The sequence below is a fragment of the Robiginitalea rubriflava genome (assembly GCF_052540725.1).
Map to the genome: position 1 here is coordinate 375,054 of NZ_CP199309.1, position 16,210 is coordinate 391,263.

The 16,210-nt window shown below is 47.3% G+C and carries 18 protein-coding genes and 4 tRNA genes; 9 read left to right on the forward strand and 13 right to left on the reverse strand.

From position 1 onward, the window contains the following. Positions 1–121 precede the first annotated feature (121 nt). The 13 genes from ACT6NU_RS01645 to ACT6NU_RS01705 all read right to left on the reverse strand — a co-directional run bounded on the left by ACT6NU_RS01645 (position 122) and on the right by ACT6NU_RS01705 (position 8,451). A tRNA-Thr gene (locus ACT6NU_RS01645) sits at positions 122–193 on the reverse strand. A gap of 91 nt (positions 194–284) precedes the next feature. Next, a tRNA-Gly gene (locus tag ACT6NU_RS01650) sits at positions 285–357 on the reverse strand. Between the two features lie 386 nt (positions 358–743). Further along, a tRNA-Tyr gene (locus tag ACT6NU_RS01655) sits at positions 744–826 on the reverse strand. Between the two features lie 25 nt (positions 827–851). Further along, positions 852–925 (reverse strand) — tRNA-Thr (locus ACT6NU_RS01660). Between the two features lie 86 nt (positions 926–1,011). Beyond that, positions 1,012–1,329, reverse strand: coding sequence for a ribosome hibernation-promoting factor, HPF/YfiA family (gene hpf, locus ACT6NU_RS01665; RefSeq protein ID WP_445382723.1), 318 nt, complete (start codon positions 1,327–1,329; stop codon positions 1,012–1,014). Between the two features lie 32 nt (positions 1,330–1,361). Then, positions 1,362–2,252, reverse strand: coding sequence for a tyrosine-type recombinase/integrase (locus tag ACT6NU_RS01670; protein ID WP_445382724.1), 891 nt, complete (start codon positions 2,250–2,252; stop codon positions 1,362–1,364). An 86-nt stretch (positions 2,253–2,338) separates the two neighbouring features. Further along, positions 2,339–2,533, reverse strand: a complete 195-nt coding sequence (rpsU, locus tag ACT6NU_RS01675) for a 30S ribosomal protein S21 (protein WP_445382725.1) — start codon at positions 2,531–2,533, stop codon at positions 2,339–2,341. A gap of 67 nt (positions 2,534–2,600) precedes the next feature. Continuing rightward, positions 2,601–3,740 carry an acyl-CoA dehydrogenase family protein gene (locus ACT6NU_RS01680; RefSeq protein WP_445383818.1) on the reverse strand — a complete coding sequence of 380 codons (1,140 nt, stop codon included), beginning with the start codon at positions 3,738–3,740 and terminating at the stop codon, positions 2,601–2,603. Positions 3,741–3,795: 55 nt separating this feature from the next. Then, positions 3,796–4,644: a helix-hairpin-helix domain-containing protein gene (locus tag ACT6NU_RS01685; protein WP_445382726.1), complete on the reverse strand. Its 849-nt coding sequence runs from the start codon at positions 4,642–4,644 to the stop codon at positions 3,796–3,798. A gap of 28 nt (positions 4,645–4,672) precedes the next feature. After that, positions 4,673–6,739: an amino acid carrier protein gene (locus tag ACT6NU_RS01690; protein ID WP_445382727.1), complete on the reverse strand. Its 2,067-nt coding sequence runs from the start codon at positions 6,737–6,739 to the stop codon at positions 4,673–4,675. An 81-nt stretch (positions 6,740–6,820) separates the two neighbouring features. After that, positions 6,821–7,828, reverse strand: coding sequence for a potassium channel family protein (locus ACT6NU_RS01695; protein ID WP_445382728.1), 1,008 nt, complete (start codon positions 7,826–7,828; stop codon positions 6,821–6,823). Positions 7,829–7,830: 2 nt separating this feature from the next. After that, positions 7,831–8,058 carry a PspC domain-containing protein gene (locus ACT6NU_RS01700; RefSeq protein WP_445382729.1) on the reverse strand — a complete coding sequence of 76 codons (228 nt, stop codon included), beginning with the start codon at positions 8,056–8,058 and terminating at the stop codon, positions 7,831–7,833. An 84-nt stretch (positions 8,059–8,142) separates the two neighbouring features. Next, positions 8,143–8,451, reverse strand: a complete 309-nt coding sequence (locus tag ACT6NU_RS01705; protein WP_445382730.1) for a rhodanese-like domain-containing protein — start codon at positions 8,449–8,451, stop codon at positions 8,143–8,145. Between the two features lie 175 nt (positions 8,452–8,626). On the opposite strand from ACT6NU_RS01705, the gene ACT6NU_RS01710 reads away from it, so the two are divergent. The 9 genes from ACT6NU_RS01710 to trpB all read left to right on the forward strand — a co-directional run bounded on the left by ACT6NU_RS01710 (position 8,627) and on the right by trpB (position 16,206). Beyond that, positions 8,627–9,073: a MarR family winged helix-turn-helix transcriptional regulator gene (locus tag ACT6NU_RS01710; RefSeq protein ID WP_445383819.1), complete on the forward strand. Its 447-nt coding sequence runs from the start codon at positions 8,627–8,629 to the stop codon at positions 9,071–9,073. A 10-nt stretch (positions 9,074–9,083) separates the two neighbouring features. Continuing rightward, positions 9,084–9,740, forward strand: coding sequence for an NAD(P)H-dependent oxidoreductase (locus ACT6NU_RS01715; RefSeq protein WP_445382731.1), 657 nt, complete (start codon positions 9,084–9,086; stop codon positions 9,738–9,740). A gap of 48 nt (positions 9,741–9,788) precedes the next feature. Further along, the gene (locus ACT6NU_RS01720) at positions 9,789–10,367 is read left to right on the forward strand and encodes a YceI family protein (RefSeq protein WP_445382732.1); all 579 of its coding nucleotides are present in this window, start codon (positions 9,789–9,791) and stop codon (positions 10,365–10,367) included. 238 nt (positions 10,368–10,605) lie between these two features. Then, positions 10,606–12,003 carry an anthranilate synthase component I family protein gene (locus tag ACT6NU_RS01725; RefSeq protein WP_445382733.1) on the forward strand — a complete coding sequence of 466 codons (1,398 nt, stop codon included), beginning with the start codon at positions 10,606–10,608 and terminating at the stop codon, positions 12,001–12,003. A gap of 1 nt (position 12,004) precedes the next feature. Further along, positions 12,005–12,574 (forward strand): anthranilate synthase component II, encoded by a 570-nt coding sequence (locus tag ACT6NU_RS01730; RefSeq protein ID WP_445382734.1) that lies wholly within the window; start codon positions 12,005–12,007, stop codon positions 12,572–12,574. Beyond that, positions 12,571–13,563 carry an anthranilate phosphoribosyltransferase gene (gene trpD / locus ACT6NU_RS01735; RefSeq protein WP_445382735.1) on the forward strand — a complete coding sequence of 331 codons (993 nt, stop codon included), beginning with the start codon at positions 12,571–12,573 and terminating at the stop codon, positions 13,561–13,563. The genes ACT6NU_RS01730 and trpD overlap by 4 nt, the downstream gene beginning before the upstream one ends. A 3-nt stretch (positions 13,564–13,566) precedes the next feature. Beyond that, complete coding sequence (trpC, locus tag ACT6NU_RS01740) at positions 13,567–14,352, forward strand: indole-3-glycerol phosphate synthase TrpC (protein ID WP_445382736.1); 786 nt, start codon at positions 13,567–13,569, stop codon at positions 14,350–14,352. After that, a complete protein-coding gene (locus tag ACT6NU_RS01745; protein WP_445382737.1) occupies positions 14,349–15,008 on the forward strand; it encodes a phosphoribosylanthranilate isomerase in 660 nt (219 codons plus the stop codon). Before trpC ends, ACT6NU_RS01745 begins: the two co-directional genes overlap by 4 nt. 10 nt (positions 15,009–15,018) lie before the next feature. Beyond that, the gene (gene trpB, locus ACT6NU_RS01750; RefSeq protein WP_445382738.1) at positions 15,019–16,206 is read left to right on the forward strand and encodes a tryptophan synthase subunit beta; all 1,188 of its coding nucleotides are present in this window, start codon (positions 15,019–15,021) and stop codon (positions 16,204–16,206) included. Positions 16,207–16,210: the final 4 nt, after the last annotated feature.

The following is a 16,210-nucleotide window of genomic DNA, read 5'->3' on the forward strand; positions in this document are numbered from 1 at the left end:
GTTTATATTAGTGTACAAATTTATTAGTGCTGAACCAACTGCGGGTTTCAATTCCTTTCGGAGCACCCTGGCCTGCACAAGGCGTCGGGTTAGAAGCCCGCTGAAGACTTCAATTTTTTAGAGCCAACGACGGGAATTGAACCCGTGACCTCTTCCTTACCAAGGAAACGCTCTACCCCTGAGCTACGTCGGCTTATTGGGCGCAAGGTTCGGTATCCTGTGGATTCCCGGGGCATACCCCCTAAGCAATAAAATTGCAAACAAACGCTTGCCCAAGGTCTTAGAGCGGGAGACCGGGTTCGAACCGGCGACATTCAGCTTGGAAGGCTGACGCTCTACCAACTGAGCTACTCCCGCAAATTTTAAAATTCCAATATTTCAAATTCCAAATTCCGGACCGAGCTCCCGCAAAACTTCCGGTGGATGTTTTGCAGCGAGAGGCCAGATGGTGCGCTGGCGTCCTGATTCGGATCATTATTTCAATAAACATCCGAACTACAGAGGATTACCTCTCTTCGTTCGGTGATCCGGACCGAGCGTCCGCAAAACCTCCGGTGGATGTTTTGCAGCGAGGGGCCAGATGGTGCGCTGGCGTCCTGGTTCAGATCTCTTTCAATGAACCTCCGAACTCAGAAAGATTACCTCACTTCGTTCGGTGATCCTGGTTCTGGGAACCAGGACAAAAAATTTTTCCCGTGGCCTTACAAGAGCGAGCTCTTGACACCCACTTAGAAAAATCTTTGTGGGGAGAGCAGGATTCGAACCTGCGAAGGTGAAAACCAACAGATTTACAGTCTGTCCTCGTTGGCCGCTTGAGTATCTCCCCCAACCTTTTATTTTAAGAACTTCCGAGCCGATGGAGGGACTCGAACCCACGACCCCGAGATTACAAATCACGTGCTCTAGCCAGCTGAGCTACATCGGCTTAATGGGCCTTTTTAACGCATAAAAAAGTCCGCTATTTCTAACGGACTGCAAATGTAGATAATTATTTATTTAATCAAAACAATTTTACAAAAATTTTAGTGAGGTATAAACCTTGGGCTTCTTTTTCTTTTTCAGCAGTTTGCGCTCCAGAGAACTGCAGGCAGAATCGATTGCCTCTTCGAAGGATTTGCATTGCTTTTTAACTACAAAAACATCCTTTGGAATGTGCAGTTTAATGTCGACAATTTTGTTCTCCTTTGCACTGGTGTTTTCTACCTTGAGGAATACTTCAGCTTTGATTATTCGGTCGTAGAACAAATCCAGCTTGTCGAGTCTTTTTTGAGCGAAGTCAAGTAATTTTCCGTCTGCATTAAAATTGACGGATTGGGTGATTACATTCATAAGCCGTGAAATTTAAGAGTTACTATCAGCTTCTACTTTTTATTCCGCGGGTGTGCGGAACGGTGTATGCGTTTTAATTCGGCTATACTGTTATGTGTATATACCTGGGTGGATGCCAGCGAAGAGTGCCCGAGAATTTCCTTGACAGAATTCATGTCTGCTCCCTGGTTCAACATATGCGTAGCGAAGGTATGCCTTAGGATGTGGGGGCTTTTTTTCACCTTGGCCGACACCTCACTAAGATATTTATTTATAATTCTATAAACAAGAGTTTCATATAATTTATTGCCTGAATTGGAAAGGAAAAGATTGGGGATTTCACTCCCTTCGAAATGGACATTTCTCATGTCTATATATTCGCGGATAAGCGGGAGGATACTCGGAGCAAGCGGGATGATGCGTTCTTTACTGCGTTTCCCCAAAACGCGCACGGTACCTTCGCTCAGATCCAGATCTGAAATTTTAAGACCAATCAATTCGGCCCGCCGCATTCCGGAGGTGTAGAGCAATTCCACCACCAGTTTATCCCTCAGGCCTTCAAAACCGTCTTCCGCCGGCCAGTGCTCCAGTAATTGCTGCATTTCCTGAACCGAGAAGGGCACCTCCACATTTTTTGAAGCCTTCAGTGGCTTATGCCCTGCCAGGGGGCTACTCTCAATTAACCCGCTACGCATCAGGTATTTGTAATAAGACTTCAGGGAAGCTACTTTCCGATTGATACTTCGGTTAGAAAGGCCGGTTTCCATGAGCTGAATGATCCAGGAGCGGATTACGGAATACGGCAGGGTTTCCAGCCCTGCCCCTTCGTGTTCTTCTGAGCAAAAAGCTTCAAATTGTTGCAGGTCCCTGAGATATGCCGTAACCGTATGGCTTGCGTATTTCTTTTCCAGGGAAAGGTACTTTCTGAATTGCTCTAAAGACATAATATAAAGATACGAAAGCCGGTATCAAAAAAAACAACCCGATTCGGAATTCCGAATCGGGTTGTTTTACTTTACATCAGCACGTATCAGATTTCTTCCTGATCCCTCAGATGCTGGATATATTGAGCTTTTTGAATTTGCTGTCGTCGCTCTACAGAAGGCTTGGTAAACTGCTGCCGCTTGCGCAACTGGCGCATCGTTCCCGTTTTATCAAACTTCCGCTTAAAACGCTTCAGTGCTCTGTCTATATTTTCTCCTTCTTTTACAGGTATAATTAACATGGGCTACAACCTCCTTTCTTTAAGATTTCAGGTTGCAAATATACGTTCAATCTTTAAAAGCCCGTAATTATTTTAAAATATTTTTGGCGATGACTACTTTCTGTATTTCAGAAGTCCCCTCCCCGATCGTACAAAGCTTGGCATCCCTGTAGAATTTCTCGACCGGAAAATCTTTGGTATATCCATATCCCCCGTGAATTTGAACGGCTTCATTGGCTACCCTTACACAAACCTCAGAGGCATACATCTTGGCCATGGCGCTGAGCTGCGTTACGGGCCGGCCCGCATTCTTGTAAAAAGCCGCCTTGTGGACCATCAGTTCTGAAGCTTCAATTTCGGTTACCATATCGGCCAGTTTAAAGGAAATCCCCTGAAAGCTGCTGATAGGTTTGCCAAATTGAACGCGCTCCTTGGAATATTTTAAGGCAGCCTCATAGGCTCCTTTGGCTATTCCCAGGGAGAGGGCTCCAATCGAAATGCGTCCCCCGTCCAGGATTTTCATGGATTGGATAAATCCATCTCCAACCGGGCCCAGCCTGTTGGCATCCGGAATCCGGCAATTGTCAAAAACGAGTTCGGCTGTTTCACTGGCCCGCATCCCCAGTTTATCTTCTTTCTTACCACTGCTGAATCCGGGGGTACCTTTTTCGATAACAAAAGCAGTCATACCCCGGCTGTCTCCCTTCTCTCCTGTACGGGCAATGACCACGGCAATGTCTCCGCTTTTTCCGTGTGTAATAAAGTTTTTTGCACCGTTTAATATCCAGGAATCTCCATCCTTTTTGGCTGTGGTGTTCATCCCGCCTGCATCAGACCCGGTGTTGTGTTCTGTAAGACCCCAGGCCCCAATCCACTCGGCACTTGCCAGTTTCGGGATCCAGCGCGCCTTCTGTTCTGCATCCCCGAAAGAGAGGATGTGATTGGTGCAAAGGGAGTTATGTGCGGCCACCGAAAGACCGATTGCCGGATCAACTTTGGAAATTTCCTCTATGATCGCAATATATTCATGATACCCCATTCCGGAGCCACCCAATTCTGTTGGAACCAGCACCCCCATAAAACCGAGTTCTCCGGCTTTTTTCAAAACCGAAACGGGCAGTGTCTGGCTTTCATCCCATTCCATCACGTGCGGCCTGATGTACTGTTCTGCAAAATCCCGGGCTGCTTCAGCAACCATCCGTTGGGTTTCCGGGGGATCGAAATTAATGGTAGTTGTAGTTTCCGTCATCATAGCAAATATTCTTTCAATAGCAATTTTTCTTTCAAAGGGTCAAATATAGTGCAATTCTCTCAATATTTTTCTCAGTGATCCCTTCGAAGCGTTCGAGTTCGCCCAGACTTTTATAAGGCCCGTTCTCTGTCCTGTAGTCCGTTATCTTCCTGGACAATTCCCCCCGGAGATACAGGATTTGCCCCAATTCTTCAGCAGAAGCCTTATTGAGCGATATCTTTTTATGGTTGAGGCTATCCGGAACCTGAAATCGCTTTAAAACCCGATTCGCCACTTCTTCCTCCAGTCCGTAAACATCGTAAAGCTGGCTACCAGACCTGAAACCACCCAGGGCCTTCCTGAAGTTCAGGATGCGGCGGGAGAGCACCGGTCCTATCCCATTAACCTTTTTAAGGTCTTCCGCACTGGCATGGTTCAGATTCCGGATAATAGGTTTTTTTACTATTTGCCTGTCTGATGAAGAAGGCCTGGGCTCGGGAAACTGTAACAAATGCCCATAGCTATCAAAAATGGAATCCGCTAATTGGCCCACCTCCTGCAATTCCTCCCATCTGGTAAACCAGCCTCCCGCTCGTCTATAGGCATAAATGCGATCGAGGCTGTTGGGGCTGATGCCCAGCACATAGCCCCGATAATCATTAAAATAATTAGGATTAAAAGGATACAGGCTGTGATCCCGGCCTTTTTGCCTGCTCACTTTCACACTATCGATCCATGCTTGTTCTTCAGCGTTCAGTCGCACTACTGAATCAGGGGCTGTATTAAAATTGCGACTGAACAGATAAATGAGCAATTGCAGGCATAGCAATAACATTAAAAGGTAAAAAACCCCACTTCTTAGCCTATTGTTGTCGCTGAAGTGGGGTTTGGATCGCCTCATCCGCCTAAACTACGGATGCTTGCTGTTGTTACTTTGCAGTCTGCTTTTGGAATAGTTCCTTATTCTTCAGCTTCCTGAAATAATTTCTGAGGTCTTCCTTAACCTCTCCTGACATGATGTATAATCCTATAATGTTCGGGAAGGACATGGCCAGGATCATCATATCTGAAAAATCCAGGACCGCACCCAGGCTAACGGAAGCTCCAATTACCACAAAGACCAGAAAGAGCATCTTATACACCATCTCTGAGCGGGTACTTTTACCGAACAAATAAGTCCAGGCCCGCATTCCGTAATACGACCAGGATATCATGGTTGAAAAGGCAAAAAGGAAAACCGCGATTCCCAGTACATAGGGGAACCAGGAGAAGACACTTCCAAATGCATCTGAGGTAAGCTGTGCTCCTGCCATACCTTCTACTTCATGCATGCCGGTAAAGATCAATACAAGTGCGGTAAGGGTACAAACTACCACGGTATCAATAAATGGCTCCAGTAAAGCAACGAAGCCTTCGGATGGCGGATGATTGGTCTTGGCCGTACTGTGGGCAATAGCTGCAGATCCAACCCCTGCTTCGTTTGAAAAGGCGGCCCGCTGGAAACCAACAACGAGGACTCCTATGATTCCCCCTTTGATAGCCCCGGGATTAAAGGCCCCATCTACAATAGCCGAAAAAGCAGGACCGATGTTCTGTATGTTCATGATAATCACCGCGAGGGCGGCAATTACATAAATAGATGCCATTAAAGGCACTACCCGGCCGGTAACTTTTGCAATACTTCGGATTCCCCCTATAATCACTACCCCAACAAGGATGGCTGTAACCACACCGAACCAGAAGCCATTGCCTTCAAGGGCAGAGAATTGCCCGGCGAGCTGCTCAAATGACTGATTGGCCTGGAACATGTTCCCACCGCCGAAAGAGGCTCCAACGGCCAGTACCGCAAAGAGTCCTGCCAGCACTTTCCCCAGGCCTTTTAAATTTCTTTTTTCCAACCCATATCGCAGGTAGTTCATTGGCCCTCCGAAAACCCTTCCGTCGGGCAGGATATCCCGGTATTTTACCCCCAGGGTACATTCAACAAACTTTGAGGACATCCCCAAAAGCCCGCAGACGATCATCCAGAAAGTTGCTCCGGCCCCTCCCAGGGAAACCGCAACGGCAACCCCGGCTATATTCCCCAGCCCTACGGTACCGGATACGGCAGTGGCCAGTGCCTGGAAATGCGTTACCTGCCCGGGAGCCTGAGGGTCGTCGTATTTTCCTTTGGCAAGGGATATAGAATGACGGAATCCCCGAATGTTGATAAAACCCATTCGTATGGTGAAAAAGGTAGCCCCCAGAACCAGCCAGATCACGATAAATGGAATGGGTTTGGTTATCGGGTCTCCATTGGGATGGGTCATGACCACCGGCTCATTGTATACGATATCTGCCAGGTAGTGAGCCCCCTGCTCAATCACATCCTCAGGGTTATCCGCATTGTAAATTACGCCACCTTCGGTAACCAGGTGCTCCAGGGTTCCCGCAACAGAGGCGTTTACCGTAACATCCGAACCATTTTGTCTTGAGATTACGGCTATTGCATCTCCTTTTTTTACCTTTTCCCCTTCAGCCTTGATCCATCGTTTCAATACGAATTTATCAGTCACCTCAGGGCTCCACCCTGGAATACCGATTTTTTTGACATCCGCATAAACCACAGGATCGTAAATTCCGATTGCATCGAAAGGGTCCCAAAAAAGGATCGAACCCAGTGCGCCAACCGCGGGGGTCATTGCCCCGTTGAAAACTTCAGTGATGGCTTCTGTGGGAACCGTGTATTCCTTGGTAACAGAAGTACCTCTGGCATCGATTATTACAACATCATAGGCAATTCCTTCGGTAAGTCCGGTAGATTTATTGGAACTCAATGGTGTTTGCTGATTGCTCCATCGAAAGGTATATGGGGGACGACCTCCGGAAACTTCCAACTTTATCACCCCGTCATTGATGTTATTTGACGGATTGCTTATGGTTTCTTTTACCTGCAGGTCTTGCGCCCCTGCCATTAAAGAAAAAAATGCTAGTAAAACAGTATAGAAATACTTCATTTGACTTAGATGGTTTTTGAGTTGAAAGTGCGGCAATATCCTAAAAATTAGCTTGCCAAACAAATATATTAGGGTAGCTGCCTACCCTATATGGAACATTTCATTGAGCTTGCGGATTTGTTCCGGACGCCCCAAAACGATAACCTTACTTTTAGGTTGAAGGGGCATATCCGCCTCCGGATTTATTATGTAAGTGCCATCGGGTTTAATGTAGCCGATGATGGTACAGCCCGTTTTTCGTCTGAGGTCCAGGTCGCGAAGCGAATTGCACTCTACCTGGTCTGAAAAATCCTCAATGGCAACCTCTTCCAGGTTGGTGGTATCCCCCCCTTCCATTGAAAGCTTATCCATAAAGGTGATCAGGTCTGGCAGCACTACCAGGGACGCCATATGATCCCCTCCGATTTTATCCGGCATAATAACCTTGTCCGCCCCGGCAAGTTGCAGTTTTTTCAGGGATGTGAGCTGGGAGGCGCGGGAAATGATAAACAGCTTTTTATTTAATTGCCGGGCAGAAAGCACCACAAAAAGATTGGCTGCATCATCCGGAAGGGCCGCAATCAGGAACTTGGCCCGTTTCACGCCAGCTTCCATCAGCACTTCATCTTCATTGGCATCGCCCTCCACAAACAGTATTTCATCCTCATATTTTTCAATTACTTCCCGATCCCGCTCAATGATCACAAAGGGCCGCTTGTACGCATTGAGCCGCTGGGCGGCCTGGGCTCCGTTACGTCCATAGCCACATACAATGACATGGTTTTCCAATTTGTCGATTCGCTGTTTCACTTTTTTCTTTTTTAAAAGTTGGAGGGAGTTTTTACTGAGAACGTATTCGGTTACCACCGAGATGGCAAAGGCGAAGATAAAAACACTGGATATTATCAGGACAACGGTAAATAGCTGCGCCTGTGTTCCCAGGGGGCGCACCTCCTGAAAACCTACCGTGGTTACAGTAATAATGGTCATGTACAGGGCTTCCGTCCAGGAAAATCCCGAAATAAACCGATAGCCAAAAACCCCAAAAAACAAGACCATTGCCATCAGGAATATGGCCAGGTAAATTTTGGAACGGAAGAGCTTTAGCATAATTAAAGGTCAAAAACGGAAGTTCTTTTTGTATATATAAGGTCTTTAATCTTAAGCCAGAAGGCAAGAAACAGGTAAAGGGCAAAACCAAATCCGAGGGTTACGAAAGTGAGGTAAATAAAGGTAGTCCGCACCACCCTGGTCCGTATCCCCAATCGCTCGGCAATACGACGGGATACCTCGAATCCCCTTTTCTGGAAGTAATAGAGTATTCTGTAAAAAATATTCATGTTCTCCATACTGTTTCCAATTAATCAGGCAGTTGTCATTTTGCCCCGGGCAACCACAGAAAAGCTTGAGTTTTCCCGAAGGATTTAGCTCACTTCCCCGTCCCACTCATTAAAACCGCCCATAAGGTTATAGGTGACTTCAAATCCGCGCGCATTCATGAGGGCACAGGCCTGCCCGCTCCTGTTGCCGGACCGGCAATAAATGTAATAATGTTTTTCCCTGTCCAGCTTATCAACCTCATCGAGGAAACCCTGACCCATATAAATATCTATGTGCATCGCACCAGGGATGGCTCCTTCCTCAATTTCCTCTTCCGTTCTGACATCTAAGATCACTGCTTTTTCATCTTCGGCGAGTTTAGCCCGCCACTCTTCCTGAGTCAAATCTGCCATATAATACTTTTTAGACAAAAATACACATTCAATGCAAAGGCGGCCTATTTCGGCTATTTAAAAGTTGTTGCACCTGAAAATGGGCTGCCTTACTAATTAACAAAATTTTATCATACCCAATTTACCCTGAGTAATTCATTTACATTATATTTGTATATACAAATGTTGTATGGACATGAATGTTGAAGCCGCCATAAAGACCGAAAAAAAGCTGCCTATCGGGCGGAGGACTATTATTCACCTGATGTTAATCAATAACAGGATCAATGAAGTAATTGTGAATGCCCTGAAGCCGCATGAAGTTTCGCTGCAACAATTCAATGTGCTTAGAATACTGAGAGGTCAGCAGGGTATTCCCGCAAACCTCGGTACGCTCAACGAACGGATGGTGTCCAAAATGAGCAACACCACTCGCCTGGTGGATAAATTGATCCTCAAAGGCTATGTTGAACGCAATATATGCCCGAGCAACCGAAGGAAAGTGGAAATCTCCATCACATCAGCCGGTTCTCAGGCGCTCAGAAAAATGGATAAGGCTGTGGAAGCAGCAGAGCAGGAACTTATGCAAGATTTAAGTAGTGAGGAATTGTTATCACTTAACACACTTTTAGACAAAATTTAAAACCAAGTATATGGAAACATCAACTCAAAGTATCACGGAGACCTATCTGTCTGATTTACGATGGCGTTATGCCACAAAAAAGTTTGATAGCAGCAAAAAGCTAACAGAATCCCAGCTTTCTGAATTACTGGACGCTATCCGGTTGAGCGCCTCTTCTTATGGCCTGCAGCCTTATGAAGTTTTTGTTATTTCCGATACGGAAATAAGGGAAAAAATGCTACCCGCCTGCTGGAACCAATCGCAAATAACCGATGCCTCTCAGGTTATTGTATTTGCCAGCCGCAGTGACTTTGATGACTCCCTTGTAGACAACTACCTCTCACACGTTTCTGAGGTCAGGGGAATCCCCGAGGCCGACTTAAATGGTTACGGAGATTTTATGAAATCGAAGTTAAATCCGCTGCCCAAGGAGGTAAAAGCACAGTGGACGGCCAGACAAGCTTATATAGCGCTCGGAAACCTCTTATCTGCCGCGGCTGCCATGAAAATTGACAGCTGCCCAATGGAAGGTTTTGAAGCGGACAAACTGGATGACATCCTGGGCCTGAGTGCCCGTGGCCTGCAAACCGCAGTTATAGCTACAGTAGGATACCGTTCTGAAGAAGATGAAACCCAGCACTATAAGAAGGTCAGGACTCCAAAAGAAAGACTATTTACGCATATCTGATTATTAACCCATAATTAATTAAAACTTAAATCACTAAAATCATCAACTATGAAAAGAAATGTATTAAGCCTTGCCCTGGCGATGGTATTCGGAACAGCCCTGGCCCATACGGAACCAGCTGAAGTAGAAAAAAAGGAAGTAAATGCTGAAACAAGCACTGTTTCCTGGAAAGCCTACAAAGTTACCGGTTCCCACAACGGAGTCGTGGAATTAAAATCCGGAGCCCTCATGTTTGAAGACGGTGCCTTAACCGGGGGAGAGTTTGTTGTGGATATGACTTCCCTGATCGCCACAGACCTGGAAGGGGATTCAAAAGCCAAACTGGAAGGCCACCTGAAATCTGACGATTTCTTCGGAGTAACCAGCCACCCTACTTCAAAGCTGGTTTTTACCGAGGTAAAATCTACCGGTAAAAACTCCTATGAGGTTACCGGAGATCTTACCATCAAAGGAATCACCAAGCCTGTTACTTTTGACGTTTCCGTATACGGAAGCAAAGCAACGGCCACTATGAAAGTAGACCGTGCTCAATACGATGTGCGCTATGGCTCTGGAAGCTTCTTTGACAACCTGGGTGACAAGACTATCTACGATGAGTTTGACCTGGTGGTTGACCTTGAATTCTAGAAACAGGTTAAAATTTAAAGCGCCGGAAAATCCGGCGCTTTTTTTTTAGGCTGTCGATTTGCAGAATAAAAATTGATAGCTATCTTTGACACTTATGCAATTGATAACAAATACAAACTGGTGGTGGAACTCTGAATACGAATTGTCGTGATCTGAGCCCCGCTTTATGTAAAAATATATATAAAGGCTTGTCAATCACGACAGGCCTTTTTTAGTTATCTGAAAACAATAAAATTACATGGTGTATCCTTTACAGACCCATTACAAGAAAATCCTGGCAGATACCATTACCCCGGTAAGCGTATACCTTAAGATCAGGGATCAGTTCCCGGGCAGCCTGTTGCTTGAAAGTAGTGACTATCACGCTAACGACAATTCCTTTTCCTATATCTGTTGCAATCCGATAGCCAGCATTTCTGTTCAAAATGAAGAAATCCATCGGCAGTTCCCGGACGGGAAAAAGGAAATTAATGCGATTACCGAAACCACCGATGTGGCTATGGAAATCCACCGGTTTGCCGGGATGTTCAAAGCCGAAAAGAACGATTTTAAATTCATTAACAATGGGCTGTTTGGATATATGTCTTATGATGCTGTCCGGTATTTTGAAGATATCGATATCCGCAAAAAAGAGAATTCATCCCACATTCCTGATATCTATTACGCTGTATACCAGAATATCATTGCCATTAACCACTTTAAAAATGAGGCCTACCTGTTCTCGCATGCCTTTGGAGACGGCAATAACATAGCAGAGCTGGAACAAATTCTTTCCATTCAGACCTTTGCCTCTTATACCTTTAAAAAGGACGGGGAGCAGCTTTCCAACCTGACTGATGCGGAATTTCTGGAGCAGGTTGCCCGTGCCAAAAAGCACTGTGCCCGCGGGGATGTTTTTCAGTTGGTGCTCTCCAGGCGATTTGAACAGGGCTTTAAAGGGGACGAATTTAATGTCTATCGGGCCCTTAGATCCATAAACCCATCGCCCTACCTTTTCTATTTTGACTATGGAAATTTTAAAATTTTCGGAAGTTCCCCGGAAGCGCAGCTGGTCGTAAAAGCCGGTAAAGCAGAGATCCATCCCATCGCCGGGACATTCCGGCGTACCGGGAATGACGAAGAAGATGCCAAATTGGCCAGGGAACTGGCTGCCGATGAAAAAGAAAATGCCGAGCACGTGATGCTGGTAGATTTGGCCCGAAATGATTTAAGCCGCAATGGCAACACTGTAAAGGTGGAGACCTACCGGGAGGTACAGTACTTCTCGCATGTGATCCATCTGGTATCCAAAGTTAGCGGGCAGAAAAAAGCAGATATCCCCACCATGAAGATCGTTGCCGATACCTTTCCGGCCGGGACCCTGAGCGGGGCCCCCAAGCATATGGCCATGCAACTGATCGAGAAATATGAAAAAACCAGCCGGAATTACTACGGCGGCGCCATTGGCTTTATGGCCTTTGACGGGGATTTTAACCATGCCATAATGATCCGGACTTTTCTCAGTAAAGACCACAGGCTTTTCTACCAGGCCGGTGCCGGCCTGGTGGCGGCTTCTGATCCGGATGCGGAATTGCAGGAAACCTACAACAAACTGGGGGCTCTTAACAAAGCCCTGGAAATAGCCGAATCCGTTTAAGATGAAGAAGGTATTAGTGATAGACAATTACGACAGTTTTACCTACAACCTGGTTCACTACCTGGAAGACCTGGATTGTGAGGTTACGGTCTGGCGTAACGACAAACTCACGCTTGAGGAAGTGGCTGCTTTTGAACGTATTGTCCTCTCCCCGGGACCGGGGATCCCCGATGAAGCCGGACTGCTTAAGCAAATTATCGAGCGGTTTGCCCCTGAGAAATCCATCTTCGGAGTGTGCCTCGGGCAACAAGCCATAGCCGAAGTTTTCGGCGGTTCCCTCATCAACTTAAAGGAGGTCTATCACGGGGTGGCCACCAGGATTCGGGTGCAAACGGATGACCCGCTTTTTGAGGGATTTCCAGAAGAAATAGAGGTAGGCAGATACCATTCATGGGTAGTAAACCCGGATTTACCCGACTGCCTGCAGGCCACCTCTTCGGACCAGAGTGGGCAGGTTATGTCTCTCAGACATAAAACCTATGATGTCTGTGCCGTTCAGTTTCACCCGGAATCCGTACTCACCCCCAGAGGCAAAGAAATGCTTGCAAACTGGTTAAACTCGAAACAATGAAAGATATTCTCAATAAACTGATCGGACATCAGCTGCTTGGGCGGGAAGAAGCCCGGGAGGTATTGGTGAAAATTGCAGGGGGTTCATACAACCCCAGCCAGATCGCTGCCTTCCTGACGGTGTATATGATGCGTAGTATTACCACCGAAGAATTGGAGGGCTTTCGCGACGCCCTGCTGGATCTTTGCCATGCAGTAGACCTTTCCGAATTCAAGCCGATTGACCTCTGCGGAACCGGAGGGGATGGAAAAAACACCTTTAATATCTCTACCCTGGCCTCCTTCGTGACTGCCGGGGCAGGAGTACCGGTTGCCAAGCACGGGAATTACGGAGTTTCCTCCAATTGTGGCAGCAGCAACGTGCTGGAATTTCTTGGAATTCGATTTTCGAATGAGGAGGCATTTTTGCGCAGCTGTATGGAGCAGGCGGGGATTTGCATCATGCACGCCCCACTTTTCCACCCTGCGATGAAAAACGTAGCGCCCATCCGGAGAGATTTAAGGGTCAAAACCTTCTTCAATATGCTTGGCCCCATGGTAAACCCGGCCTTTCCGGAACATCAGATGGTAGGGGTATTCAATCTGGAACTCGCGCGGATATATGGGTACCTCTATCAAAATACCGGGAAGAACTTTACTATTGTACACGCTCTGGACGGCTATGATGAGATTTCGCTGACGGGGCCGGCCAAGATCATCAGCAACCGGTCTGAATCTATGCTGCGCCCTGAAGACCTGGGCCTTGAGGCCCTCAGAGCAGAGCAAATTTATGGGGGGGAATCCGTGGAAGATGCGGCGCAGATTTTTCTGAATGTTTTACAGGGAAGGGGAAACCGGGCTCAGGAAAATGTGGTTTGCGCCAATGCAGCCCTGGCCATCGCCACGGCCAGCGGGGATTCCCTGACCGAATCCCTGGCACGAGCCCGGCAATCCCTGGAGAACGGCAGTGCCCTGAAGGCACTAAAAAAACTACAGCAAATCAGCAGCTAAGCCATGAATATATTAGATCGCATTGCGGCGGATAAAAAAGAAGAAGTAAGGTTAAAAAAGAAAGTAGTCCCTCTTGAATCCTTGCGGGAAACTGCATTATTCATGCGTGACAGCGTTTCTCTTAAAACTGCTTTGCAGGACAAAGGTTTTGGTATTATAGCAGAGCATAAACGCCGCTCCCCTTCCCGTGCTGTGATCAATCAGGATTGCAGTGTAAAGGAGGTGGTTTCCGGATATGAAAAAGCCGGTGCGGCCGGTATTTCTGTGCTTACGGATGGTAAATATTTTGGGGGCTCCCTTGAAGACCTCCTGCTGGCCAGGGCCACAACCAGCCTGCCTATTTTACGGAAGGAATTTATGATAGATTCTTATCAGCTTACTGAAGCTCGGGCATATGGAGCAGACGCCATCCTGCTGATTGCCGCCCTGCTGTCTCCCGGTCAGATAGCAGACCTGGCCGCTGAAGCACAGGTCCTTGGGCTGGAGGTTCTGGTGGAAATTCACGGTGCTTTGGAACTGGAAGCAGCCCTACAGGCAGGAGTGGATATGATAGGGGTTAACAACCGTAATCTTAAGACTTTTGAAGTAAGCCTGGATACCAGCAGGAATCTGGCTTCGGCTATCCCCGATGCATATCTCAAAATTTCGGAAAGCGGGCTGGGTTCAGCCGATCAGCTACAGGAGTTGAAGGCCTTTGGCTACCAGGGCTTCCTGATGGGAGAATCCTTTATGAAAGAAAAAGACCCGGGGGCAGCCCTCTCTGCCTTTGTAAAACCCCTGACCGGATGAAAATAAAAGTATGCGGCATGAAATACAATCCCGAGGCAGTGGCTGCATTAGGGCCCGACTATCTGGGATTTATTTTCTGGGATAAAAGCCCACGAAACCTGAAGCATCCCCTGCCTGGAAAACTTGGCGGGCTTATTCCGCGTATTGGGGTATTTGTAGATGCTCCAAAAGAATATATCCGGGCAAAAATGGAGGAACACCAACTGGATGGAGTACAGCTGCACGGTGCGGAAAGCCCGGCCTACTGCCGTGAGCTGCTGGAAGAATTAAACGAGTGCAACGCAGGCAAGGTACTTTTAATAAAAGCCTTTTCTGTGGGTGATACTTTCGATTTTGGGAATGTTGAGCCTTACCTTAGCCTGTGCGATTACTTTTTGTTCGACACCAAGGGCAAGCTCCCCGGGGGAACCGGCAGGGCATTTAACTGGGAACTGCTAAAGAGCTATCCTTTTGATAAACCCTTTTTCCTGAGCGGGGGAATCGGCCCGGGTGATATCCCTAAAATCCGGGAATTCCTAAAAACGGAAAGTGCTGTGTTCTGCCATGCGGTTGACCTGAATTCAAAATTTGAAATACAGGCAGGCGAAAAGGATGTACAAACCCTGAAAAAATTTATTGAGGAAATTCGCCCGCTGGCGCCTCAGCTTAAACAATAAAAAAAACGCTATGCAATCATATCATGTAGATGAAAACGGTTTTTACGGAGAATTCGGGGGAGCCTATATCCCTGAAATGCTTTACCCAAACGTGGAGGAACTGCGTACCTCCTATCTGGAGATCATGTATTCAGAAGATTTTCAGGAAGAGTTTCGCAATCTGCTCCGCGATTACGTGGGCAGGCCTACCCCGCTTTATTACGCCAAACGCCTCTCGGAACGCTTTGGGTGTAAAATTTATCTGAAACGGGAAGACCTTTGCCATACGGGAGCACATAAAGTAAATAACACCATCGGGCAAATCCTGCTGGCTAAAAAATTGGGCAAAAAACGAATCATTGCTGAAACCGGAGCCGGACAGCATGGCGTTGCCACAGCCACCGTTTGCGCCCTGATGGGGCTCCCCTGCGTGGTTTATATGGGGGAGGTAGATATAGCCAGGCAGGCCCCGAATGTTGCAAGGATGAAAATGCTGGGTGCAGAAGTGCGCGCTGCTGTTTCGGGAAGCCGTACCCTGAAGGATGCCACTAATGAAGCAATCCGCGACTGGATCAACAACCCGGTAGACACCCATTACATTATCGGTTCTGTTGTAGGGCCGCATCCGTATCCGGACATGGTAGCTCGATTCCAGGCAGTGATATCAGAAGAGATACAATTGCAGCTGGAGGAAGCCGAGGGCCGGCCGGCACCCGATTATTTGATTGCCTGCGTGGGTGGGGGGAGCAATGCTGCCGGAACCTATTACCACTACCTGGACCAGCCTGAGGTTGGAATTATTGCTGTTGAAGCTGCAGGAAAAGGGATAGACACCGGTGCCAGTGCTGCTACTTCGGCCCTGGGAAAAGTAGGAGTGATCCATGCCAGTAAAACACTGCTGATGCAGACGCAGGATGGACAGATAACGGAACCCTATTCCATCTCTGCAGGGCTGGATTATCCCGGAGTTGGCCCCATGCATGCCAATTTATACACCAGCGGCAGGGCAGAATTCATCTCCATTACCGATGACGAGGCCATGCTGGCCGGAAGGCAGCTTGCCGAACTGGAGGGAATTATCCCGGCAATAGAAACCTCACACGCCTTTGCAGTACTTGAAAAACGGCCTTTTAAGCCGGAAGAAGTTGTGGTCATCAACCTCTCGGGAAGAGGTGATAAAGACCTGCAAACCTATATTGACTATTTTAAACTGACCTAAGGAA